The 22,549-nt window shown below is 63.0% G+C and carries 28 protein-coding genes; 11 read left to right on the forward strand and 17 right to left on the reverse strand.

Going from position 1 to position 22,549, the window contains the following annotated elements; translation table 11 throughout:
- Positions 1-150: 150 nt before the first annotated feature.
- On the forward strand, positions 151-1,161 hold the full coding sequence (gap, locus tag NKI08_RS07875) for a type I glyceraldehyde-3-phosphate dehydrogenase (protein ID WP_023678507.1): 1,011 nt from the start codon (positions 151-153) through the stop codon (positions 1,159-1,161).
- A gap of 217 nt (positions 1,162-1,378) precedes the next feature.
- Positions 1,379-3,268, forward strand: a complete 1,890-nt coding sequence (locus NKI08_RS07880; protein ID WP_352768229.1) for a potassium/proton antiporter — start codon at positions 1,379-1,381, stop codon at positions 3,266-3,268.
- 169 nt (positions 3,269-3,437) lie between these two features.
- Here NKI08_RS07880 and NKI08_RS07885 read toward each other — a convergent pair whose 3' ends face one another.
- Entirely contained in the window at positions 3,438-4,355 is a 918-nt protein-coding gene (locus tag NKI08_RS07885) for a polyprenyl synthetase family protein (protein ID WP_352457948.1), read from the reverse strand.
- Positions 4,356-4,434: 79 nt separating this feature from the next.
- Between NKI08_RS07885 and NKI08_RS07890 the strand changes: the two genes are divergently transcribed.
- From NKI08_RS07890 to NKI08_RS07900, 3 genes are all read left to right on the forward strand, one after another.
- On the forward strand, positions 4,435-5,193 hold the full coding sequence (locus NKI08_RS07890; protein ID WP_352724412.1) for a biosynthetic peptidoglycan transglycosylase: 759 nt from the start codon (positions 4,435-4,437) through the stop codon (positions 5,191-5,193).
- A gap of 139 nt (positions 5,194-5,332) precedes the next feature.
- On the forward strand, positions 5,333-5,515 hold the full coding sequence (gene rpmF / locus NKI08_RS07895) for a 50S ribosomal protein L32 (protein ID WP_006203806.1): 183 nt from the start codon (positions 5,333-5,335) through the stop codon (positions 5,513-5,515).
- Between the two features lie 199 nt (positions 5,516-5,714).
- Positions 5,715-6,116 (forward strand): hypothetical protein, encoded by a 402-nt coding sequence (locus NKI08_RS07900; RefSeq protein WP_023678503.1) that lies wholly within the window; start codon positions 5,715-5,717, stop codon positions 6,114-6,116.
- Positions 6,117-6,126: 10 nt separating this feature from the next.
- Here NKI08_RS07900 and NKI08_RS07905 read toward each other — a convergent pair whose 3' ends face one another.
- From NKI08_RS07905 to NKI08_RS07915, 3 genes are all read right to left on the reverse strand, one after another.
- A complete protein-coding gene (locus NKI08_RS07905) occupies positions 6,127-6,558 on the reverse strand; it encodes a GlcG/HbpS family heme-binding protein (RefSeq protein ID WP_352768232.1) in 432 nt (143 codons plus the stop codon).
- 96 nt (positions 6,559-6,654) lie between these two features.
- Positions 6,655-6,885 carry a hypothetical protein gene (locus NKI08_RS07910; RefSeq protein ID WP_023678501.1) on the reverse strand — a complete coding sequence of 77 codons (231 nt, stop codon included), beginning with the start codon at positions 6,883-6,885 and terminating at the stop codon, positions 6,655-6,657.
- A 75-nt stretch (positions 6,886-6,960) separates the two neighbouring features.
- Positions 6,961-7,485 carry a winged helix-turn-helix transcriptional regulator gene (locus NKI08_RS07915; protein WP_352451127.1) on the reverse strand — a complete coding sequence of 175 codons (525 nt, stop codon included), beginning with the start codon at positions 7,483-7,485 and terminating at the stop codon, positions 6,961-6,963.
- Positions 7,486-7,582: 97 nt separating this feature from the next.
- On the opposite strand from NKI08_RS07915, the gene NKI08_RS07920 reads away from it, so the two are divergent.
- Positions 7,583-8,434, forward strand: a complete 852-nt coding sequence (locus tag NKI08_RS07920) for an alpha/beta fold hydrolase (RefSeq protein WP_352768235.1) — start codon at positions 7,583-7,585, stop codon at positions 8,432-8,434.
- A 61-nt stretch (positions 8,435-8,495) separates the two neighbouring features.
- Positions 8,496-9,152 (forward strand): glutathione S-transferase family protein, encoded by a 657-nt coding sequence (locus tag NKI08_RS07925; protein WP_352677877.1) that lies wholly within the window; start codon positions 8,496-8,498, stop codon positions 9,150-9,152.
- 142 nt (positions 9,153-9,294) lie between these two features.
- Here the strand turns inward: NKI08_RS07925 and NKI08_RS07930 are convergent, their stop codons facing one another.
- The 3 genes from NKI08_RS07930 to NKI08_RS07940 all read right to left on the reverse strand — a co-directional run bounded on the left by NKI08_RS07930 (position 9,295) and on the right by NKI08_RS07940 (position 11,152).
- Entirely contained in the window at positions 9,295-9,582 is a 288-nt protein-coding gene (locus NKI08_RS07930; RefSeq protein WP_023678497.1) for an ArsR/SmtB family transcription factor, read from the reverse strand.
- Between the two features lie 31 nt (positions 9,583-9,613).
- Positions 9,614-10,861, reverse strand: coding sequence for an MFS transporter (locus NKI08_RS07935; RefSeq protein WP_352768238.1), 1,248 nt, complete (start codon positions 10,859-10,861; stop codon positions 9,614-9,616).
- 96 nt (positions 10,862-10,957) lie between these two features.
- The gene (locus NKI08_RS07940) at positions 10,958-11,152 is read right to left on the reverse strand and encodes a DUF1192 domain-containing protein (RefSeq protein WP_023678495.1); all 195 of its coding nucleotides are present in this window, start codon (positions 11,150-11,152) and stop codon (positions 10,958-10,960) included.
- Between the two features lie 124 nt (positions 11,153-11,276).
- On the opposite strand from NKI08_RS07940, the gene NKI08_RS07945 reads away from it, so the two are divergent.
- From NKI08_RS07945 to NKI08_RS07955, 3 genes are all read left to right on the forward strand, one after another.
- Positions 11,277-12,287, forward strand: a complete 1,011-nt coding sequence (locus tag NKI08_RS07945; RefSeq protein WP_352452476.1) for an NAD(P)H-quinone oxidoreductase — start codon at positions 11,277-11,279, stop codon at positions 12,285-12,287.
- Between the two features lie 132 nt (positions 12,288-12,419).
- Positions 12,420-12,560, forward strand: a complete 141-nt coding sequence (locus NKI08_RS07950) for a DUF1127 domain-containing protein (protein ID WP_023678493.1) — start codon at positions 12,420-12,422, stop codon at positions 12,558-12,560.
- 355 nt (positions 12,561-12,915) lie between these two features.
- Positions 12,916-13,611: a DUF1013 domain-containing protein gene (locus NKI08_RS07955; RefSeq protein WP_023678492.1), complete on the forward strand. Its 696-nt coding sequence runs from the start codon at positions 12,916-12,918 to the stop codon at positions 13,609-13,611.
- A 58-nt stretch (positions 13,612-13,669) separates the two neighbouring features.
- Here the strand turns inward: NKI08_RS07955 and NKI08_RS07960 are convergent, their stop codons facing one another.
- From NKI08_RS07960 to NKI08_RS07970, 3 genes are all read right to left on the reverse strand, one after another.
- The gene (locus NKI08_RS07960; RefSeq protein ID WP_352540254.1) at positions 13,670-14,389 is read right to left on the reverse strand and encodes a helix-turn-helix transcriptional regulator; all 720 of its coding nucleotides are present in this window, start codon (positions 14,387-14,389) and stop codon (positions 13,670-13,672) included.
- An 18-nt stretch (positions 14,390-14,407) separates the two neighbouring features.
- Positions 14,408-14,821 carry a hypothetical protein gene (locus NKI08_RS07965; RefSeq protein WP_352768242.1) on the reverse strand — a complete coding sequence of 138 codons (414 nt, stop codon included), beginning with the start codon at positions 14,819-14,821 and terminating at the stop codon, positions 14,408-14,410.
- A 122-nt stretch (positions 14,822-14,943) separates the two neighbouring features.
- On the reverse strand, positions 14,944-15,111 hold the full coding sequence (locus NKI08_RS07970) for a hypothetical protein (protein ID WP_023678489.1): 168 nt from the start codon (positions 15,109-15,111) through the stop codon (positions 14,944-14,946).
- A gap of 203 nt (positions 15,112-15,314) precedes the next feature.
- Between NKI08_RS07970 and NKI08_RS07975 the strand changes: the two genes are divergently transcribed.
- Entirely contained in the window at positions 15,315-15,476 is a 162-nt protein-coding gene (locus tag NKI08_RS07975) for a hypothetical protein (RefSeq protein ID WP_008873884.1), read from the forward strand.
- Between the two features lie 117 nt (positions 15,477-15,593).
- Here NKI08_RS07975 and NKI08_RS07980 read toward each other — a convergent pair whose 3' ends face one another.
- The 7 genes from NKI08_RS07980 to NKI08_RS08010 form a co-directional block, all read right to left on the reverse strand.
- The gene (locus NKI08_RS07980; RefSeq protein WP_352768245.1) at positions 15,594-16,325 is read right to left on the reverse strand and encodes an SGNH/GDSL hydrolase family protein; all 732 of its coding nucleotides are present in this window, start codon (positions 16,323-16,325) and stop codon (positions 15,594-15,596) included.
- Between the two features lie 86 nt (positions 16,326-16,411).
- Positions 16,412-17,149, reverse strand: coding sequence for a DUF899 domain-containing protein (locus tag NKI08_RS07985; RefSeq protein WP_352768248.1), 738 nt, complete (start codon positions 17,147-17,149; stop codon positions 16,412-16,414).
- A gap of 150 nt (positions 17,150-17,299) precedes the next feature.
- Complete coding sequence (locus NKI08_RS07990; protein WP_352768251.1) at positions 17,300-18,325, reverse strand: class I fructose-bisphosphate aldolase; 1,026 nt, start codon at positions 18,323-18,325, stop codon at positions 17,300-17,302.
- 140 nt (positions 18,326-18,465) lie between these two features.
- Positions 18,466-19,662, reverse strand: coding sequence for a phosphoglycerate kinase (locus tag NKI08_RS07995; protein ID WP_352540261.1), 1,197 nt, complete (start codon positions 19,660-19,662; stop codon positions 18,466-18,468).
- Positions 19,663-19,824: 162 nt separating this feature from the next.
- Positions 19,825-20,679 carry a transglycosylase SLT domain-containing protein gene (locus tag NKI08_RS08000; RefSeq protein WP_352452482.1) on the reverse strand — a complete coding sequence of 285 codons (855 nt, stop codon included), beginning with the start codon at positions 20,677-20,679 and terminating at the stop codon, positions 19,825-19,827.
- A 4-nt stretch (positions 20,680-20,683) separates the two neighbouring features.
- Positions 20,684-21,937: a flavodoxin-dependent (E)-4-hydroxy-3-methylbut-2-enyl-diphosphate synthase gene (gene ispG, locus NKI08_RS08005; protein ID WP_352452483.1), complete on the reverse strand. Its 1,254-nt coding sequence runs from the start codon at positions 21,935-21,937 to the stop codon at positions 20,684-20,686.
- Positions 21,938-22,139: 202 nt separating this feature from the next.
- On the reverse strand, positions 22,140-22,319 hold the full coding sequence (locus tag NKI08_RS08010) for a YdcH family protein (RefSeq protein ID WP_023678481.1): 180 nt from the start codon (positions 22,317-22,319) through the stop codon (positions 22,140-22,142).
- Positions 22,320-22,549 lie beyond the last annotated feature (230 nt).

The following is a 22,549-nucleotide window of genomic DNA, read 5'->3' on the forward strand; positions in this document are numbered from 1 at the left end:
CCCGCCCGGCAAAGGCTGGCATAGCGGTTTTGCCGGGCGGTGGAGCACTAATCGATTTAAATCCACGCCTCGGCGGCTGGATTCTTTGCCCGTCCGCCGTTATGAAGCTGCGGACTTGATCTTCGGCCTCCAACTCCCAGGGAGAGAACAATGACCGTCAGAGTTGCCATCAACGGATTCGGCCGCATCGGCCGCAACATCCTGCGCGCCATCCATGAATCCGGCCGCAAGGATATCGACGTCGTCGCGGTCAACGATCTCGGCCCGGTCGAGACCAACGCGCATCTGCTGCGCTTCGACAGCGTGCATGGCCGCTTTCCGCATGAGGTGACGGTTGACGGCGACCAGATCATCGTCGGCAAGGAGAAATTCAAGGTCACCGCGATCAAGGATCCGACGCAACTGCCCTGGAAGGAGCTTGGCATCGACATCGCGCTCGAATGCACCGGTATCTTCACCGCCCGCGACAAGGCTGTCGCCCATCTGACCGCCGGTGCCAAGCGCGTTCTAGTCTCCGCTCCGGCGGAGGGCGCCGATCTCACCGTCGTCTATGGCATCAATCACGACAAGCTGACCAAGGACCACATCGTCATCTCGAACGCCTCCTGCACCACCAACTGCCTGGCGCCGCTGGCGGCCGTGCTGAATGAGGCGGTCGGCATCGAGAAGGGCATGATGACGACGATCCATTCCTACACCGGCGACCAGCCGACGCTGGACACCATGCACAAGGACCTCTACCGCGCCCGCGCCGCCGCGCTGTCGCAGATTCCGACCTCGACCGGTGCTGCCAAGGCCATCGGCCTGGTACTGCCCGAACTCAAGGGCAAGCTCGACGGCATCTCCATCCGCGTGCCGACCCCGAACGTCTCGCTCGTCGATTTCAAGTTTATCGCCAAGCGGCCGACCACCGTCCAGGAGATCAATGACGCGGTGATCGCCGCCTCGAACGGCAAGCTGAAGGGCATCCTCGCCGTTACCCGTCACCCCAATGTTTCGATCGACTTCAACCATGATCCGCATTCCTCGATCGTGGCGCTCGACCAGACCAAGGTCATGGACGGCAACTTCGTTTCGGTGCTGTCGTGGTACGACAATGAGTGGGGCTTTTCCAACCGCATGGGCGATACCGCCGTCGCCTTCGGCAAGACCATCGCCTGATCGCAGAGCCAGCTTCTCGACTTGGAGACGCCCGGCTCAGTCCGGGCGTTTTTCATTGCAGTACGAACCGCCGAGGCACGCTCCGCTGCTCGGGGGTGCCAAAACTTTCGACGATCGGCAGCGTGGGGCAAAAAGCCACGCTGCTGCCTTGCAGCGGCCATGTCTTCGCCCCACTCTCCCGTGATGCCGTAGCATATCGACTAGGGGCGACCAACGAATGGAGCATGGTATCTATCTTGTGACGCTCGTTGGCGCAGCACTTGTCGTTGCCGCCGCGTTTTCAAGCCTGATCGCCTTCCGTTTCGGCGCCCCTCTCCTGCTGCTGTTTCTCTGCATCGGCCTCGCCACCGGAACCGACGGTCTCGGCATCCATTTCGACAATGCCCGAGTTGCTTATTTTGCCGGCTCGTTGGCGCTGGCGGTCATCCTTTTCGATTCCGGCTTCGGCACGCCGCTCAACGCCTTGCGGCAGGCGGCCGGGCCGGCGCTGTCGCTGGCCACATTCGGCGTCCTTTTGACCACCGGGCTCTTCGGCGCCGCCGCCTATTATCTGCTCGACCTGACCTGGCTGGAATCCTTCCTGCTCGGTGCCGCCGTCGCCTCGACCGACGCCGCGGCGGTGTTCTTCCTGCTGCGCGCCGGCGAGATCAATTTGCGCGAGCGCGTGCGGTCCACGCTCGAGGTGGAATCCGGCACAAATGACCCGATCGCCATCTTCCTGACCATCACGCTGGTCGAGGTCATCGCCGCCAATACCCACCCCGAGGCCAAGGTGCTGGTCACCGATCTTGCCGTCGGCTTCCTTGTCAATATGGGGCTCGGCGCGGTCATCGGCATTCTCGGCGGCATGGCCATCGTGCGCCTTGTCGATCGCCTCAATCTCGATCACGGCCTGCTGCCGATCTTCGTGCTGACGCTGTCGCTTATGGTGTTCGCTGCCGCCGGTGCCGTCGGCGGCTCCGGCTTCCTGGCGGTCTATCTCGCAGGCCTGATTGCCGGCAATTCCGATATCCGGGCCGTCACCATCCTCAAGCGCTTCCAGGACGGCATGTCGTGGCTGGCGCAGATCATCATGTTCCTGATCCTCGGCCTGTTCGCGACGCCTTCGCAATTTCCGGCGATCCTGGTGCCGGCAGTGCTGCTCGGCCTGTTCCTGGTATTTGTGGCACGGCCAATCGCCGTCTGGCTCTGCCTGGTGCCGTTCCGTCTGCCACGCCCGGAAGTCGCCTTCGTCTCGTGGGTTGGCCTGCGTGGTGCCGTGTCGATCCTGCTTGCCATCACGCCGCTGCTCGGCGGTCTTGAGAACGGCCGCCTCATCTTCAACACTGCCTTCATCATCGTGCTGGTCTCGCTGATCATCCAGGGATGGACCGTCGGGCCGCTGGCGCGCCGTCTCGGCCTTATCGTGCCGGCCCGCCTGGGACCGCTCGACAAGGTCGAATTGGAACTGCCGGGCTCCGCCCATCATGAGCTTCTCGCCTACCGCGTGGCACCTGGCAGCCCGGTGGCGCGCGGCGAACGCATTCCGCGCTGGGCGCGGCCGTCGCTGGTGCTGCGCGACGGACGCTCGATGCGCTTCCAGGATATGGGCCGGCTCGCGGCCGGCGACCATGTCTACATCTTCGTGCCGGACCGCTATCCGCGCCTGCTCGACAAGCTGTTCGCCAGCCGTGCCGTGGTCGATCCCGAGGACGCGGATTTCTTCGGGGCCTTCGCCCTCGATCCGTCACGCCCCGCCGAGGAACTGGAGACCGCCTACGCGCCGGGCCTGACCGAAGCGGAACGCAAGCTCAGCATTGGCGACCTGGTCACTACGCGGCTCGGCGGCCACGCCGAATACGCCGACCGCGTGCTACTCGGTCCGATCGAGCTGATCGTCCGCGACGTCGACGACAAGGGCAGGATCACCGGCCTTGGCCTGTCCTTTGAGCCGACCGCGCCGGTGGCGCGCGTTCCGGTGTTCCTCAGCGCCGGCGAAATCCGCGACCGCATCGCCGCCTTCATCCGCAACCGGCGCAAGCCGGCCGAGGCGCGGGCGGTCGAGGCGGCGGCCGAGATGGGACCGGTTCCGCAGCCCGTGGTGGAAAAGACAACTGGCGAAGGCTGACCGCTGTCCACCCGAGCCGCGGAACCCTGCCGCGAGGCTGAAGAATGGCTCGGCAACTGGTGTGGCGGGTCCATGTGGTCCGACATCGCCGGAAATGATCCCGATCGGCCGGTTGCGAGGGCGTCCGGCCGATCAGTCGCCAATTCTCCGGCGCGCCATAGGGGCGCGCTTAATTGTTGCGGGCCGCTACGAACTGCGCCGCTTGTTTCAGAAGCGCAGCTTGCTCGCCAAAAGGTTCGAGCAACGCATGAGCCTGGTCAACGAGGCCATGGAGCTGGCCCCGCGCCCAGTCCGGTCCGTGCAGCGCGACCAGCGTCGCCTTGCCGGCCGCGGCATCCTTGCCGGTCGCCTTGCCCATCTGATGCGCGTCGGCGGTCAGGTCGAGCAGATCGTCGGCAAGCTGAAAGGCAAGCCCGATCGCCGAGCCGAACTCGGCCAGCCTTTCGCGGTCGCCCGACGGCGCGCCGGCAAGGATAGCGCCCGCTTCGCAGGCAAAGCGGATCAGCGCACCGGTTTTCATCGCCTGAAGCCGGATGATGCCGGCCTCGTCCGGCCGGCTTTGTTCGGCTTCGAGATCGAGCATCTGGCCGCCGACCATGCTTCCCGCCCCGGCGGCGCGGGCCAGTGCCAGCACCAGCGTTGCCCTGCGCTCGGCCGGCAGCATTGTCGCCTCGTCGGCAAGGATGTCGAAGGCAAGTGTCAGCAAGGCGTCGCCCGCAAGAATGGCGGTCGCCTCATCGAAAGCCCTGTGCACGGTCGGCTGGCCGCGGCGCAAATCGTCGTCGTCCATGGCCGGCAGATCGTCATGGATGAGCGAATAGCAGTGCACGCATTCGAGCGCCGCCGCGACGCGCAGCGCCGCCTCGCCGTCGGCTGAAAACAGTGCAGCACTTTCCATGACCAGGAAGGGACGCAGTCGTTTGCCGCCGTTCAGCACGCCATGTCGCATTGCCGCCATCAGGCGTTCGGGCCGCGCGACCTCGCCCGAAAGCGTCCGTCCGTCGAGCAACCGCCTCAGCAGCGCCTCGAGCGGAACTGCCCGGGCAATAAGTGCAGCTTCGAACGCCATTTGGTCGTCTTTCGTCATGGTCGGGAGCGGTAGCCGACACTCAGACGTTGCGCAAGAAGCCAAGCGCCATTATGCCGGGGGCAGGGAGTAGCGCGGACTGGGTGGCTTGGCGGAACCGATCGTCGATCACGAAACCGAAGGGTTGGACATGGCGAGACCGAGACGCGGCAGCCGCATCGGTCTTCAACGCTGGGTCCGGCGCGGCATCGCCGTCGCGGTCGTGCTGGCGCTGGTGCCGGTGGTGCTGACCTTCCTGTACCTGCCGACATTCGTGCATCCGGTGTCGACATTGATGCTGAAGGACCTGGCGACGTTTTCTGGCTACGATCGGCGCTGGGTTTCCATCGACGATGTCGCGCCGGGGCTGGCATATTCGGTCATCATGTCGGAGGACGGGCAGTTCTGTTTCCATCGCGGCGTCGATCTGGGCGAGTTGCGCGGCGTCGTCGACGATGCGCTCGCCGGCGAGATGACACGTGGCGCCTCGACCATCACCATGCAGACGGTAAAGAATCTTTATCTATGGTCGCGGCCGTTGGGCTCGGTCCGTAAGGTCGTGGAACTGCCGCTGGCCGTCTATTTCGATGCGGTGCTGTCGAAACGGCGGATCATGGAGATCTACCTCAACATCGCCGAATGGGGACCGGGCATCTACGGCATCGAGGCCGCCGCCCAGCATCATTTCGGCGTCTCGGCAAAACAGCTGTCGCGCCGGCAGGCAGCGCTGCTTGCCGTCACCTTGCCGAATCCGATCGTGCGCAATCCTGCGAAGCCCGGGCCGGGACTGAGGCGGCTTGCCGCGTTGATCGAACGGCGCGCCGGCCGCGCCGGCGCCTATGTCGGTTGCCTGCGATAGTGTCAAAAAAAAACACGGCGACGCTGGCCAAAACGCCGTCGGGCGTGTATAGGCACCCGACTTTCTCAGATTCCGGCCCCTGATGTGGCCCTTTCACGAGGGCCGCCGGGGCGTTTTGACCATGTAGTGGAGCATATCCATGGCCGTTCCGAAACGAAAAACCTCTCCGTCGAAGCGCGGCATGCGCCGTTCTGCCGACGCACTGAAGGCCCCGACCTATGTCGAGGACAAGAACTCCGGCGAGATGCGCCGTCCGCACCATATCGACCTGAAGACCGGCATGTATCGCGGTCGCCAGGTTCTGGAGCCGAAGGAAAGCTGAGAGAGCTTTCGACGGTTTATGGGTTGCGAAACGACCGGCCATTGGCCGGTCTTTTTGCGTTTGCGACAACTGATCGTATCAGCCGGGCCTGACATTGTTGTTTCACGCCGTCTTTGTCCGTGTTTATCGGCCGCACGAAAATTCTTGACGGCGAACGCCGGGCGCACTCTACAAAGATCAGTCCAACCGGAGCCGCCACATGTTCGGTGCCATCCCGCTGCTGATCGTGCCTTTCATCCTCTACAATCTCGGGCTTCTGGGAATATTCGGCAGCGGCGACGATCCGTGGGCCACCGAAATGTTTTCGGTCCGGATGATGTCGGGTGGCGTGTTCTCGATGACCCTCGGCGACCTCATCGTGTTGATCGCACTGATCTTCTTGTTCGTCGAAGTGGTGAAGTCGACGCGCACGACAAATGCCTCGATCATGGACCATCTTTTGTCGACCTTCGTCTTTGTGGCCTATCTGGTCGAGTTCCTGCTGGTGAAGGGCGCCGCCCATTCCGTTTTCTTCACACTGATGGTCATAGCGCTGATCGACGTGCTGGCCGGCTTTTCGGTGTCGATGCGGTCGGCCACCCGCGACATCAATATGAGTTAAGGATCCCCACTCAGCCCGGGTCAGCGGTGAAGCCAGCCGCCTCGACGCCGGCGATGGCTGCCGTTTCATCATTGTCGGACGTGTCGCCGGAAATACCGATGGCGCCGATGATCGTGCCGGCGTTGTCGCGGATCAGCACGCCGCCGACGACCGGCAGGACGCGCCCGCCCGACACGTCGGAGACGCCGGCGATCAGATGCGGGCGCTCCTTGGCGAAAGCTTCCACCCGGCGCGAGCCCATGCCGATAGCGAGAGCGCCATAGGCCTTGCCGGCCGACATTTGCGGACGCAGGAAAGAGGCGCCGTCCTGACGCTGGAACGCGACCAGATGGGCGCCGGCGTCGAGCACCGAGACGCCAAGCGGCCTGAGCTTGAGCTCGGCACCCTTGGCAAAGGCGGCGACGATGATTTCAAGGGCTTTGTCGAGCGTCAGTGCGGTCATGGCCGTCTCCTAAACGCGCCAGTTATCAACCGGCAGAACAGCTCCGAGTGAACTGTTTCGCGTGCGAAAGGAAGCATGCATTCTGGGAGCGCCGGCCTATTTCTTCTTGGCGCGAGGCTTCTTCACCGGGGCCGGAGGCGCATTGGCCAGGTCTTCCGCTTCCTTGGCGAGGCGCAGCGCCCGCAGCTTGTTGGTCTTGGCTTGGCGAGCGTCGCTCTCGGCGACATATTCCGCCATCGCCTTCTGGCGAACCGTGGCTGCCTCTTCCTGTTTCTTGAAACGCAAATCGGCCCGCGCACGGGCAGTGTCCTTAGAGTTCTCGACCAAGAGCGTTATCCAATCCGTAAATTATCTTCAGTCCCTTGATAGCAGAGCCAGCCCGCAATTGGGAAAATAAGTTGGTCATGGCGCCGGATCGCAGCCGACTCGCTCCGCCTTGCGGGCGACGACCGCATCGTATCCGGCCTGCAAAGTCGCGCGGACGGTGGGTCCAGATGGGGCGGGAGACGCACCCAGATGCTCGTGGCGCAACTCGTTCATGAACTTATCCCACATCGGCGGGCCGCCTTTTTCCAGAAGCTCGGCGCGGATAGAGAGCTCTTCGCTGACCGGCAGCCAGACGCGGCCCCAGGCGCCGAGATGCGCCAGGATCGGCACCAGCGTAATCGCCATTTCGGTCAGGCTGTAGATCGCCTTTTGCTTGTGGGAGGGATCATCCGCCTTGGTCAGCATGCCGAGCTCCATCAGCCGCTTCAGCCGGTCGGCGAGGATGTTGGAGGCGATGCCCTCCATCGAGCCGTTGAGCAGTTCGCGAAAGTGGCGTCTGCCGCCGAAGATGATGTCGCGAAGGATGATCAGGCTCCACCGGTCACCGAACACTTCGAGCGACAGGTTGATGGGGCATCCGGACCGACGATCGATGTTCATGCGAATCTCCAAAAACCGGTTGCATTATCGTATCGGTTTTAATATCGTGCAACTGATTGCAAAATGCAATCGGATTGGAAGCCCAAGGAGGAAAGCCATGAAAAACGCCGAACACCCCGAAATCGCATCCCAGACGTTCGGCGATCCAGCCCATCCGGCGGTGTTGTTGATCATGGGCGCGATGGCTTCCATGCTTTGGTGGCCCGAAGCGTTTTGCCGGAAGCTGGCCGGCGAAGGTCGCTTCGTGATCCGCTATGACAATCGCGATACCGGCCGTTCGACCAAATACGCGCCGGGCGAGCCGCCTTATACATTCGACGACATGGCGGACGATGCTATCCGCGTCCTTGACGACCATGGAATCCGAAAGGCGCATGTGGTCGGCATGTCGATGGGCGGCATGATCGCGCAGCTTGTTGCGTTGAGATACCCGTCGCGTGTCACTTCGCTGACGGTGATCAGCAGCTCGCCCTTGGGCATCGATACGTCGCATTTGCCCGGAACCACCGAGGCCTATAGGAAACATTCGGCCGAAGGCGCGAAGGTCGACTGGTCTGACCGTGGCCAAGGGGTCGATTTCATGGTCAAAAACGCGCGTGCGCTCGCCGGCACCGCGCATCCGTTCGACGAGGCGCGGACGAGAGCGTTCGTGGAACAGGACTACGACCGGTCCGGCGGCTTTCTCAGCGCGACCAATCACTTCATGCTCAAGGGCGGCGAAGATCGGAGCGGCGAGGACTGGACGGGGCGGCTGCACGAGATGAAGATTCCGCTCCTCGTTATCCACGGCACCGACGATCCGATCTTTCCAGCCGAGCATGGCGCCGCTCTTGCCGACGCGGTCGCCGGTGCAAGACTGGTCCGGATCGAGGGCGGCGGCCACGAGCTGCATCCCGACGATTGGGCCGCGATCATCGATGCGATCGTCGCCCACAGCCGGGCCACGTAGCAGCGGGCCGAACCTTGACACCGGATGCCCGCGAGACGAAGCACCAAAGATAGGAGCAAAAATGTCCCTGACGATGCATCTTCATCCGCTGGCCTCCTTCTGCTGGAAACCGCTGATCGCGCTCTATGAGAACGGCACGCCATTCACATCCGTCGTTGTCGATCTCGGCAATGAACAGTCGCGCGCGGCGTTTCTGAAATTGTGGCCGCTCGGCAAGATGCCGGTGCTGCGCGATGAAACGCTGGACCGGACCGTGCCGGAATCGACGATCGTCATCGAATATCTCAACGCGAATTATCCTGGGCCGGTCGAACTGATCCCCGCCGATCTCGATCTCGCTCGCCAGACCCGGCTCGCCGACCGCTTCTATGACTTCTATGTCCAGGAACCGATGCAGAAGATCGTTGGTGACCGGCTGCGGCCGGAGGGCAAGACCGATCCGTTCGGCGTCGAGCAGGCCCGCGCCCAGCTGCGCAGCTCCTACGCCATCATTGAACAGGACATGCAATCGACGACATGGGCGGTGGGTGCGAGCTTCACCATGGCCGACTGCGCTGCCGCCCCCGCGCTGTTCTACGCCAACAAGGTCGAGCCGTTCGGAGACGAATATCCTGCGGTCAGGCGCTATCACGACCGGTTGCTGCAACGCCCCTCGGTTGCCCGTGTGATCGAGGAAGCGCAGCCGTATTTCAAGCTCTTCCCCTACAACAATGGCTAGAGTGGTTCATCGTTCACGGAAACGCCGAACCGCTCTATCTCTTTGTTTTTGCGCAATTCCGTACGGAAAACCGTTTCACACTTTTCCTGGAATTGCTCTAGGCCCGATGCTGCATAGTTGCTCGACGCGCTGACGATGCCTCTCAGCTTCCGGGTGAACCGAGCTGCTCCGCATCCCAGAACTGGTCAAGCCAGATGTTGAGCTTCAGGAAGCCGGCATTGCTGACCGTATAGACGCGCCTGGTGCCTTCCGGCTTGGCGTTGACCAACCCCGCATCAAGCAGCACCTTCAGGTGCTGCGAAACGGCCGGGCGGGACACCGGCAAGCCGGATGCCAATTCGTTGACGGTCTTCGGTCCGCGCCGGAGCTCTTCCAAGAGATGGCGCCGGTTGGGATCGGCAATCGCCATGAAGGCGTCGGAAAGCATCATGCCTTATTTGTGGGGCAAAGCGCCTCGAATCTCAACTGTCGGCTTCAGCTTTTCTGCGCGGGTCGAGCCGCAACGCTTCCGGCGTCACCGAGCGATCGGCGGGCTGGGCCTTGAAGGCATCGCGGCCTTCGATCGGCACCGGCGCGCGACGGCTGATGCGCAGCAGCGTATAGCCAGCCAGGCTGAGATGCGCGAGCGCAGTGGCCAGGAACAGCCCCTCAGGGCGCATCCAGCCCATCAGGCCGGCGGCCACCAGCGGACCGATCATCGTGCCGAAGCCATAAAGCAGCAGCAGGCCGCCCGACACTTTGACGAAGTCCTCCGATCGCGCATGGTCATTGGCATGCGCCACCGCGATCGAATAGAGCGTGTAGGCGAAGGCGCCGTAGGCGGCGGTGCAGACGATGACGAAGACGCCGGAGCGCGGTTCGAACAGGAAGATGGCGATGGCAAACAGCGCAGCGCCGAAGGCCGCGCCCGCCAGCACGAAACGACGGTCCGTCATGTCGGAGAGCCGCCCGGCCGGAAGCTGCATGGCGGCGCCGGCGATGACCACGAGGCTCATCATCAGCGCGATCTCGGCTGTCGAGATGCCGATGCGCGCTCCATAGACGGCACCAAGTGTACCCCAGGCGCCGTTGGCGATGCCGATCAGCACGCAAGCGATCGCCGACACCGGCGAATTGCCGTAGAGTCCCTTGACGTCAAGCGACACGTCCTGCAGCGGCTTGGGGTGAGACGCCGTCGAGACCGCCGTCGGGATCAGCGACAGGCAGAACAGAATGCCGGTGATCATGAACAGCGACGCCGATCTCACATCGCCGCCGGCAACGATCATCTGACCGCCCATGATCGAGGCATAGGTGACCATCATGTAGAGGCCGAAGACGGTGCCGCGGTTTTCGTTGGTGGCCTTCTCGTTGAGCCAGCTTTCGATGACCATGAAGGCGCCGGCCATGGTGAAGCCGGTGAAGGCGCGCAGCAGGATCCAGGTATATTCGTCGATGATCAGGCCGGTGAGCAGTGCGACGATCGCTCCCGATGCGGCAAAGGCGCCGAAAGCCCTGACATGACCGGCGCGGCGCACGATGCGTGGCGCAAAGAAGCAGCCGGTGACGAAGCCGCCGGCCCAAGCCGTGCCCATCAGGCCGAGCGATGCCGTCGAGAAGCCCTCCACCTGGCCGCGCAGCGGCAACAGCAGACCGTGCAGTCCGGATGCCGCCAACAGGAACGCCGTGCCGCGCAGCAGCGAGAGGATCGGTCTGTAGCTTGCGAACATTTTTCAATCCGGCTGGGGTTTAGGGCACAAGTCTGGAGACAGCGGCATTCGGGCTTTTCGGCGGCGTGCCCGAGCTTTTGGAATTACCCGCAGTAACTACCCGCGGCGAAACAGCGCCTCTGCCGCCGACTTGGTCGAGCCCTTGGTCTTGAGCTCGGCTTCCAGCCGGGCGATCTCGTCGCGCAGGATGCCGATCCGTTCGGACAATTCATCGACGGAAAGCAGCGACAGATCCTGCCCGATCTCGTGCGGGCGCGCTTTCTTCTTGGGTTCGTCGTCGAAGATCGCCATCGTCGCTCCTCCGTGATTGCCCATTTGCCTGATTTGCCAATGAGCATACATAGGGCAAGGGTATGGATGCAAATGGCGGGCAAGAGCTGGCACGAGAAACCGGCGGAGCACGACGGGAAAATTCATGGCGAACGCACAGAAAATTCCGGCGAAGATGATGGCGATCGCCATATCGGAACCGGGCGGGCCGCGGGTGCTGAAAGCGGAAACCCGCGACGTACCGGTTCCCGGTCCCGGCGAGATCCTGATCCGGGTGCGGGCCGCCGGCGTCAACCGGCCGGACGTGCAACAGCGCAAGGGCGCCTATCCGCCACCGCCGGGAGCGTCGGATCTGCCGGGCCTGGAAGCAGCAGGCGAAGTCGCTGCCCTTGGTGACGAGATATCGCGCTGGCGCGTCGGCGACCGGGTCTGTGCGCTGACGGCGGGCGGCGGCTATGCCGAATATGTCAGAGTGCACGCCGGCAGCGTGCTGCCGCTGCCCGCCGGCTTTACCTACACCGAAGCGGCGGCGCTGCCGGAAAACTACTTCACTGTTTGGCACAATGTCTTCGAGCGCGGCGGCCTGAAGAGCGGCGAGACCCTGCTCGTGCATGGCGGCTCGTCGGGTATCGGCACCACGGCGATCCAGCTTGCCGCCGCTTTCGGCGCCTATGTCGTCACCACCGCCGGCAGCAAGGAGAAATGCGACGCCTGCCTCAAGCTCGGCGCCGACCGGGCGATCAACTACCGCGAAGAGGACTTCGTCGCCGCAGTCAAGGAGGCAACCGGCGGCAAGGGTGCCAATGTCATCCTCGACATGGTCGGCGGCGACTATGTGGCGCGAAACTATGAGGCTGCAGCCATGGAAGGCCGCATCGTCCAGATCGCGACGCAGGGCGGGGCGGTGGCGAGCGCCGATTTCTTCAAGATCATGGCCAAGCGGCTCGTGCACACAGGATCGCTGCTCAGGCCACGCACCGTGGAGTTCAAGGCGGCAGTTGCGGCTGCGCTGGAGGCGCAGGTTTGGCCGCTGCTCGGCACGCGCAAGGTTGCGCCGGTGATGGATACGATCTTCCCGCTCAAGGAAGCGTGGCGGGCGCATGAGCGGATGGAGGAGGGTGAGCACATCGGCAAGATTGTGCTCGATGTCGCCTGACGGCCCGCAAACAGGCTGAACGAAAGCTTAATGGTGCAATGCAACAAACGCATTGCGGCCATGCAAAAGCGTCTGTTCAATTTTTCATCGCCGATGCCTATTTACGCGGCATCAAAACGATGGAGGACTATCATGAACCCGATCCGCGCTTTCCGTAACTGGCGCATGTACAACGAAACCGTGCGCGAACTGAACCGGCTGAATGCTCGTCAGCTCAACGACCTCGGCATCAACCGCGGCGACATCGAGAGAATCGCCCGCAAAGGGCTTTGATCTCGAGCACGATCCCGCTCGAAGACCGGGCGCTGCTTTTCGGCAACGCCGAGCCGCGGTTCGGGATCAAGCTTTAGAAGCCAGAGCCGCAGCAGACGGATTTCCGTCGCCGGTTCCGAGCCCGCCCGACCTTGGTCTGGCGGGCTTTGTCTTTTTGAAGCTTTCGACTGCATGGCGTCATCTGCCGACCCCTTCGCGGTCTGCTGGTCGCGCTGCCGTGCCGTCCTTGACGCGCGCCTGCCAAAAACATTGCGAAACGGCGAACGAGCGGTTATATAGACCGCGATTTTCCCATTTTGGTGGCTCTAAACCACCGCCCGCGCGGGAACGCGGGCGAACGAGAAGGATTTTTGTAATGGCCAATACGCTGCTGATGCCAAAGGCGACCGCCGTCTGGCTGGTTGACAACACAGCGCTTTCCTTCGAGCAGATCGCGCAGTTCTGCGGACTGCATCCGCTTGAGGTCAAGGCGATCGCCGACGGCGAGTCGGCTCAAGGCATCAAGGGCATGGACCCGATCATGACCGGCCAGCTCACTCGCGACGAGATCGCGCGCGCCGAGAAGGACGCGAACCACCGGCTGAAGCTCTCCGATCCCAAGGTGCGGGTGCCGGAATCCAAACGCAAGGGTCCGCGCTACACGCCGCTGTCGAAGCGCCAGGACCGGCCCAACGCCATCCTCTGGCTGGTGCGCAACCATCCCGAGCTCAAGGATGCGCAGATTGCCCGCCTTGTCGGCACAACGAAGTCGACGATCGACCAGATCCGCGACAGAAAGCACTGGAACTCCGCCAATCTCCAGCCGATGGATCCGGTGACGCTCGGCCTGACGTCGCAGATCGACCTCGATATGGAAATCAACCGCGCCTCGCGCGGCCGCGAGCAGGCGCAGCCGGTCGGCGATACGCTGCTGCCGGCCGCCTTGACCGAACGGCTGGTGCCGGCGCCCGAAAAGCCGAAGGACGAGGACCGCGAACTTGACGCCAACGCCGTCTTCGCCAAGCTTTCGGCGCTGAAGTCGAAGGACAAGGACGCCGACGAAGAGGAATAGGTCTGGCATCCAAAACAAAAAGCCCGCTTTCAAGCGGGCTTTTTTGTGATCTTCCGTGTCAGCTTCGCGCCGCCCGGTCCGGCGCCATGCCGTAATCCTCGCTGCGCTCCACCGCGCGATAGAAATCGGCGAGCTGCTTGCCGCGCTCCGGCTTGAAGGTGCGGCCGGCGATGACCACCGTGGCGATTCGGTCGATGCGGAAAGCGCGGAAATCGCTGCGCATCTCACACCAGGCGACCAAGGTCCACACCTTGCCCCAGAACCACAGGCCGAGCGGGCGGATGTCGCGCGCGGTGCTGCGGCCGGCCTCATCCGAATAGTCGATGGTCAGCACCTGACGTTTCTCGATGGACCGCTCGATCAGGTCGATGGCTTCGCGGGCGGCATCGCTTACCACCCACATCGGCGTGTGTATCTCGGTACGGGCGATGCGGTCCTTTTCGGCGTCGGGCAACACGGCGCCTATCTTGACCAGCGCCTCGTCGGCGGCTCGCGCCATGGCCGCGCCGCCAAAGGCGCGCACCATGCGAGCGCCGGCGACCAGCGCGACGATCTCGTCACGCGTGAACATCAGCGGCGGAAGGTCGAAACCCTCCCTCATCATGTAGCCGACACCGGCCTCGCCGTCGATCGGGACGCCGGTCGACTGCAAGTCTGCGATGTCGCGATAGATCGTCCGCTCGGAAACCTCGAGCCACGTGCCCAGCTTCTGGGCGGTGACCAGACGACCACCACGCAGATGCTGCACGATCTGGAAGAGCCTGTCGGCGCGGCGCATCGTATGGTCCCTCGGCGTCTATCGTTCCAGCCCTTCGCGCTTGCGCTGCGCGGCGACGAAGGCCGCGCCGAAGGACAGTTTACTCGTTGTCGGCGTGCTTGCGTCGACCACCCGCCAGAACGGCGCAACATCGCCCAGCGCCATACCACGCTCAAGATCCTCGTTGGCGGCCTCGGCGACGGTGCGCAGATGATAGCCGATGGTGACCGGACATGTCATCTCGGCACCGTGCTCGATGGCGAGAGCGGTGCGCAAAGCGCGGATATTCATGTCCATGCCTTCGGGGATGGAGCGGATGAATGCATGGACCTGGCGAGCATCGGCTGGCCTTCGATGACGTCGCCGATGGTGCGTGGCGACGGTCTTATGCCGTTGATGCCAGGCGTGTTCAGCCTGTCGTTCCAGCTTTTCATCGATCGTCCTCTCGGCCATCCGGCTCCGGCGGCCGTCGCACTATGGCACGAGCCTCCTGACACCATACTGTCAGGAGGCTTCAGCATGCCCATTTCAGCTCGTCGCCAGGTCGCATCCAAACGCCACGCAGAAAGCTTGCCTCAATTGCCGCCATTGCGGCGGTCGCCATACATGTCCGGCCAACCAATATCCTTGCGGATGTCCGCCGGCAGGGTGTTCATGAATCGCTGGGTGCGGATCTCATTGCGGATCGTCCGGATCTTGCCGACATAGTGCTGCACGCTACGCAGAATGGTAATACCGTTCATGGCTGGTCTCCTCTCTTTCGATGCAGGCACTATCGCACACCCCTGCTGACAGCAGTCTGTCAGGAGGGTGCGTCTCTCCTGACCGGCGTTCCGATTTGTCGACCGAAGTGATCAGGCAGTGCTGAAAAGAGGCCTGCTGCACTGGAAAGACGGCGATTCCGGAGCCGCTTTGACAGCCAGCCGCGATGCTGATCAAAGGCTGCATGTCGAAACTTCTCGCGCTCGTCATCATCGCCATGATGGTCATCCAGCTCATCAAGCCGCTTGGCTGGCCCGGGCTGAAGCGGCGCAGCGATTTCTGGAAGCTGGCGCTGCTGGCGATGGCGGCGATTTCGATTACGGCGGTGCTCGGGCACTGGACGTAATGCATGTCGCGCAAAAGTGTGCAGCGGTTTTGCGACAACGACATGCATAAAAACGAGAACCTGAAGCGCGTCGGATGAGGCCAATCGAACGCGACGCGCTTTAGTGCGGGCGGCCCGCTACGCGACGCCCGGTTCGTTGGCGAGCACCAGGCTGACCAGATGTTCCGCCCAGGCTCGGTAGCCGGCTTCCGAAGCGTGAAATCCATCCGATGCGAAGCCGGCATCGGCATCCGTGATCGGCAGCCGGGGCGCCGGTATGGCGCCGCGTTCGAGGCAAAGGCGCTCGCCCATCCGGTTCATTTTGACGGCGCGGATTTCGAGGATCTTGCCGAGCAGCGGCGGCATTGCCGGAGCCCGGGTGAACTCCAGCACCGGCGACCACACGACGCGCGCTTCCGGCCATTTGGCGCGCAGCGCGTAGAGCAGGCCGCCAAACTCGCGCTTGAAGCGCGGTACCGAATGAAAATTCTTGGTGTCGTTGGTACCGATGGCCAGCACGATATGCGTCCACGGATCGGCCGATAGATTGGGCAGCACATGATCGCGGATCTGGCCAGAGGTTGCCGAGTTGAAGCCGGCCGCCCGCCAGCGCACGGTGCGGCCGGTGCGTTGCGCAATCAGAACTGCCAGTTGCGCGGCCAATCCGTTTTCGGAATTGCCGATCCCTACCGAGGCGGCGGAGGAATCGCCAAGCACCAGAACCGAGATTGCTGGCACCAGGCCAGATATCTCGTGCATGACCGGACCTTGTGCCGGCAGCATGCGGGCGGTGCGGCGACGCACGCCAAGTTCTTGCCAGACATAAACCGGAAAGGCGAGCCAGGTGAGAAGGGTCGGAAAGCGCCGCATGGCAAGTCCCTTTTAGGGCATAGCGAACAGCACTTAGCGCATGTTGCACTGAAGGTGAACGACCTTGCAGCGACACCCTTGTCGCCTCAATGGCAACCGTCATGCGTCCCGGATTGGTCTTGATACTCGTCATGCAGCCGCACCCAGTCGCCGAGGCTATGATGCGGGCCAGTTTCGTTGCGGCCTTTCGGCGTCAGATCGAGATAGTGATAGGCGCCGATCAGCGGATCGCCGCCTCGCGAGCGCGAGATGAAAGTCAGGAAGATGTCGCCTTTCTCGTCGCGATAGAACACGCTGGTGCCGGGAAGATCCTTCGATTGCCGCGCGCGCCGCTCGAAATTGTAGGTCGTGTCGCCGGCCGCGATCTGCTTGTCGGTGAATGACACCTGCATGTCGAAGTTGAAGTCCGAAGCGTAGGACGACACCCAGTCGAATTTCCAGCCCATGCGCTGCTTGTAGGGCAGCAATTCAGCCAGTGGCGCGCGCGCTACCACGACAAGTGAGACATCGTGATGCCTGAGATGCTGGTTGGCGCCGTCGATGTGGTCGGCAAGAAATGAGCAGCCTTCGCAGCGATAATCGGCGCCCGGCCCGAACATGAAATGGTAGACGATCAGCTGGCTGTTGCCGCCGAACAGGTCGGGCAGTTTCTTTGGCCCTTGCTCGGTCTCGAAGACATAGTCCTTGCGGATCTTCAGCCACGGCAGTTCGCGGCGTTCGGCGGCGACGCGGTCGCGAAAGCGCGTCAATTCCTTTTCGCGCGCCAGATGCGCCTTGTGCGCCTGAAACCATTTTTCCTGCGATACGGTCTTGTTGTTTGGCATAGGTCTGCTCCTCTTTTCACGGAGGACGATCGGCAGCGAGGAATGCCGACACAGAGCTGCATTTTTAGTTGCAGGAAATCGCAGACCTTGCTGCTTTCAAACAAACCCGGGCACATGGCCCGGGTCGGAGGGAACGCAACCTGAATTCCGTCAGGCGGCTTGCTCCAGCGTCGGCTGCCATTGTCCAAGCGCTGCCAGATGGTTCATGTGGGCGCGATGGGCGAAGGCGGCCTGTGCGGCGGCGACATTCGCCGCCTTGCCGCCCCACGCCTTCTGCGGAGCGGCCTGCAAGGCGCGGCCGTAGGAAAAGGTCAGCTTCCACGGATGCGGGCCAATGGCATTGATGGCGTTGAGGTTGGCGGTCGCCTCCTCGTCAGATTGTCCGCCCGAAAGGAAGGCAATGCCTCCAATAGCGGCCGGCACCGTCTCGCGGAACAGTTTTATTGTCTTCTCGGCGACTTCGTCGGGGCTGCTGACCTTGCCTGATTTCTTGCCGGCCAGCACCATGTTCGGCTTCAGGATGGTGCCTTCCAGCACGACGCGAGCCGCATAGAGCTCGGTGTACAACTTTGTCAGTGTCGCCTTGCTGATCTCGTAGCAGGTGTCGATGTCGTGTGCGCCGTCCATCAGCACCTCCGGCTCGACGATCGGCACGATGCCGGCCTCCTGGCAAAGCGCGGCGTAACGGGCGAGCGCATGGGCGTTCGAGCCGATCGAGGTGGCGGAAGGCACGCCCTTGGCAACATCGATGTCGATCACCGCGCGCCATTTGGCAAAGCGGGCGCCGAGCTTGTAATAGTCGGCAAGGCGTTCGCGCAGGCCGTCCAGGCCTTCGGTGACGGTGTCGCCGGGAAAGCCGGCCAGCGGCTTGGCGCCGGCATCGACCTTGATACCGGGGAGAGCGCCTGATGCCTTGATGATGTCGACCAGCGGTGTGCCGTCGGCGGCCTTCTGGTGAATGGTCTCGTCGTAGAGGATGACGCCGGAAATGTACTTGGTCATTGCATCGCTGGCTCGGAACATCATCTCGCGATAGTCGCGGCGACTGTCGGGGGTCGACTCGACACCGATGACGTCGAAGCGCTTCTTGATGGTGCCGGAGCTCTCGTCGGCAGCCAGCAGGCCTTTGCCATTGGCCACCATCGCGGCAGCAATGTCCTCGAGACGTTCGCTCATCGTGCTTCTCCTGAAAGAATTGATCCGTGCCCAGCAGACCACCAGAGCAACGCAGGTTCAAGTCGAACAATTTCACCGGGTAGGCGCGAATCGATTGAAAGTCGCGGGCGCCCTCTTTCGCGCTGTTATTGCTGCCGCGCTCAGCGCTTCAAGATGTCGACGCCGGGCAAGGGCTTGCCTTCCATCCACTCCAGGAAAGCGCCGCCAGCCGTCGAGACATAGGTGAAGTCGTCGGCAACGCCGGCATGGTTGAGCGCCGCCACCGTATCGCCGCCGCCGGCGACCGAGATCAGTCTGCCGGCCCTGGTGCGCGCTGCCGCGTGCCTGGCCGTCGCCACCGTTGCGTGGTCGAATGGCTCGATCTCGAAGGCGCCGAGCGGCCCGTTCCAGACCAGCGTCGCGGCGCGGTCGATCCATTCGGCAATGGTTTTCACGGTCTTTGCGCCGACGTCCAGGATCATGCCGTCGGCCGGCACGTCTGCTATGGCGACGGTCTCGCTGGCGGCGCCGGCCTTGAACTCCCTGGCGACAACGCCGTCGGCGGGCAGGATGATGGCGCAGCCGGCCTCGGCCGCCTCGATCATGATCTGCTTGGCGGTGGTCGCGAGATCACGCTCGCACAAGGATTTCCCGACATCGGTGCCGCGTGCCGCGAGAAACGTGTTGGCCATGCCGCCGCCGATGACCAGCGCGTCGACCTTCTTCACCAGGTTCATCAACAGGTCGATCTTGGTCGAGACCTTGGCGCCGCCGACGATGGCGACAACCGGACGGACGGGATTTCCAAGACCCTTTTCCAACGCGTCGAGCTCGGCCTGCATGGTGCGGCCGGCGAAGGAAGGCTGCACATGCGCCAACCCTTCCGTCGACGAGTGGGCGCGGTGCGCAGCGGAGAAGGCGTCGTTGACGAAAATGTCGCCGTTGGCGGCGAGCTTTTCGGTGAAGGCCGGATCGTTCTGCTCCTCGCCCTTATGGAAGCGGGTGTTCTCGAGCAGCAGCACGTCGCCATTATTCATGGCAGCAATGGCATTTCCCGCCTTGTCGCCGATGCAGTCGGCGGCAAAGCCAACCGGGCGGCCGAGTACTTCCGCCGTCGCCTTGGCGATCGGCTCGAGCGAGAATTCCGCCGCCGGTCCATCCTTCGGCCGGCCGAAATGGGCAAGCAGGATGACCTTGGCGCCCTTGCCGGAGAGCTCGGCAATGGTCGGCGCAATGCGCTCGATGCGGGTGGCGTCGGTGACCTTGCCCTCGGCGACGGGAACGTTGAGGTCGACACGCACCAGCACACGCTTGCCGCTGATATTGCCGATGTCGTCCAGTGTCTTGAAGCCGGCCATGCTGATCCCTTTCGCGAAAAATCGCGGGGACCTTACCCCGCATCGACGACGATGCAAGACCTGCCTAACGGTTCACCGAAAATATGATTCACGTATCGAGGACGAAGTGCCCACGGGGAGCGAGATGGGCAGCAATGGCGCAAAACGCACCGATATATGGCTTTACCGGTTGCGCACCACGATGCAGGCGCCGCCGACGCTTTGCAGCTTGTCGCAGATCGTGTCGGCCTTGGCTCTGCTATCGGCGCCGATCCGCACGGCATAGATGCCGCGCCTGCCGATCGGTGTGCGGACCCGGCTGACCACCGGATCGTGGCCGGCAAGCAGTGCCGGGAACCGGCTTTTCACTCTCAGCCACTGGTTGAGCGCCGCGGCGCGGCGAAAATTGCCGGCCACCTGCACGCCCCACGGCTTGATGTTGATCGACGACATCGGCACGGTTCTGGACATGATCACCGGCAGCTCGCGGCAAGCAGCAGCGAAACTCGCCTTCTTGTCGAGCGGCCGGATGACGCCGGCGTAGGCGGTATTGGTGAAGTTGTCGGCCGGCTCGCCCATGACGTCCAGAACGTAGCTTTCGGTCTCCATCGGCAAGAAGCCGCCGGAATTCAGCCAGCGCGTCACCCGGCTCTCGCCGGCATTGTAGGCTGCGGCGGCGAGGCCGAGATTGCCGAAACCGGATTTCATTTCGGCGAGGTATTTTGCCGAGGCCGGGATCGCCTGTTCGATGTCGAAGGAATTGGCGAGCCCGCGCATCTTGGCGGTACCCGGCATGAATTGGGCGATACCCTCAGCGCCGACGGGGCTGACCGCATTGGGATCGAAACGGCTTTCCTTCCAGATCAGCCGGGCAAAGAAATCCCGGGGCAGCCCGTTCTGGTCGGCATGCGTCTCGATCAGGTTGCAAACCTGGTCGATCAGCTTCTTTTTGGCGGGCCGTGGTGGATCGGCCTGAACGGCTGTCGCCCAGATCAGCCCGCAAATGACAACCAGCGCCGCGCCCAGCAAACGCCGCATCGAACTACTCCGCCGCGGCTTTGTCGTGCTGCCCGAACCGCCGTTCGATATAGTCGGCGACCATCTTCTCGAAATCCGCGGCAATCGATGGGCCGCGCAGGGTCGCCGCCTTCTTGCCGTCGACGAACACCGGGGCGGTCGGTGTCTCACCGGTGCCGGGCAGCGAAATGCCGATATCGGCATGTTTGGATTCGCCCGGACCGTTGACGATGCAACCCATCACCGCGACCTTGAGGTTCTCGACGCCGGGATATTGTTCGCGCCACACCGGCATGTTCTTGCGCAGGTCGGCCTGGATGTTCTGGGCAAGCTCCTGGAACACGGTCGAGGTTGTGCGGCCGCAGCCCGGGCAGGCGGCGACGATCGGCACGAACTGCCGGAAGCCCATGGTCTGCAACAGTTCCTGCGACACCTGCACCTCGCGCGTGCGGTCGCCGTTCGGCTCCGGCGTCAGCGAGATGCGGATGGTGTCGCCAATGCCTTGCTGGAGCAGGATGCCCATGGCAGCGGACGAGGCGACGATGCCTTTCGAGCCCATGCCGGCCTCTGTCAGGCCGAGGTGCAGCGCATGGTCGGATCGGGTGGCAAGCTCGGTGTAGACGGCGATCAGATCCTGCACGCCGCTGACCTTGGCCGACAGGATGATTTTCTCGCGCGCAAGGCCGATCTCTTCGGCCATTCCGGCCGACAGGATCGCCGATTGCACGATTGCCTCGCGCGTCACTTCCTGCGCCGTCAGCGGAAAGCCCTGGGCCTGGTTGTCGTCCATCAGCCGGGTCAGCAGCTCCTGGTCAAGCGAACCCCAATTGACGCCGATGCGCACCGGTTTGTCGTATTTGATCGCCATCTCGACGATCGCCGCGAACTGCCGGTCTTTCTTGTCCTTGAAGCCGACATTGCCGGGATTGATACGGTATTTGGCCAGTGCCTCGGCACAGGCCGGGTGGTCGGCCAGGAGCTTGTGGCCGATATAGTGGAAATCGCCGACCAGCGGCACGTCGATGCCGAGCCGTTCCAGCCGCTCGCGGATGGCCGGTACGGCCGCAGCGCTTTCGTCGCGATCGACGGTTATGCGCACGATCTCGGAGCCGGCACGATGCAGCGCCGCCACCTGCGCGACCGTCTGGTCGACATCGGCCGTATCGGTGTTGGTCATTGACTGGACGACGACCGGCGCGCCGCCGCCGACCATCACGCCGCCGACATCGACACCGACCGACCTGCGGCGTGGGAAGGGTGAGGAAAAATATCCGGTCATGCCGGCTGCCTTTAATCTTGAAGGTCCGGGCATGAGGTGGAGGAGCAAAGATGGCTTGTCAATGGCGACTGGCGCGCAGGCCCAGCAAATCGGAAACAACAAGATGGCAGCTTACCGCAAATCCATGGGCGTTTCCGGCAGCATAGAGACATGCCACCGGAAAGATCGCGCGCCGGGTGGCGCTTCTAGTCCTGGAAGGGTTTCAGTGCGTCGTCGGTTTCGCCTTCAGTTTTTCAATCTCGTCCTTGAGCGCCAGCTTGCGCCGCTTGAGATTCACGATTTCGAGGTCGTCTACCGACGGATGGGTCATCGCATCGTCGATTTCCCGTTCGATGTCGCCGTGTTTCCGCTGCAGCTCATCAAGATGGGATGCAAGAGACATGATTGGTTCTCCCTTTCATGGTTTCCTCGGATTGCAGCCGTCATGGCACGTCCACCGCAGGCTCGCTTCTATGACGGCATAATGACAGTGTGCCACCATCGCGCACCGATGTCGAATGCTGCGTGGTAGCATTCCACGCCAATATGAAATGTGATATGGGCTGCGCGCCGGTGCAAGAAGCCCCGGTCCCGCCCAATCAGGCCCATAGTTTGGGCGCCGCAGACGTGCAG

Origin of the sequence: Mesorhizobium sp. M0768 (assembly GCF_040320195.1) — a bacterium.
GTDB lineage: Bacteria > Pseudomonadota > Alphaproteobacteria > Rhizobiales > Rhizobiaceae > Mesorhizobium.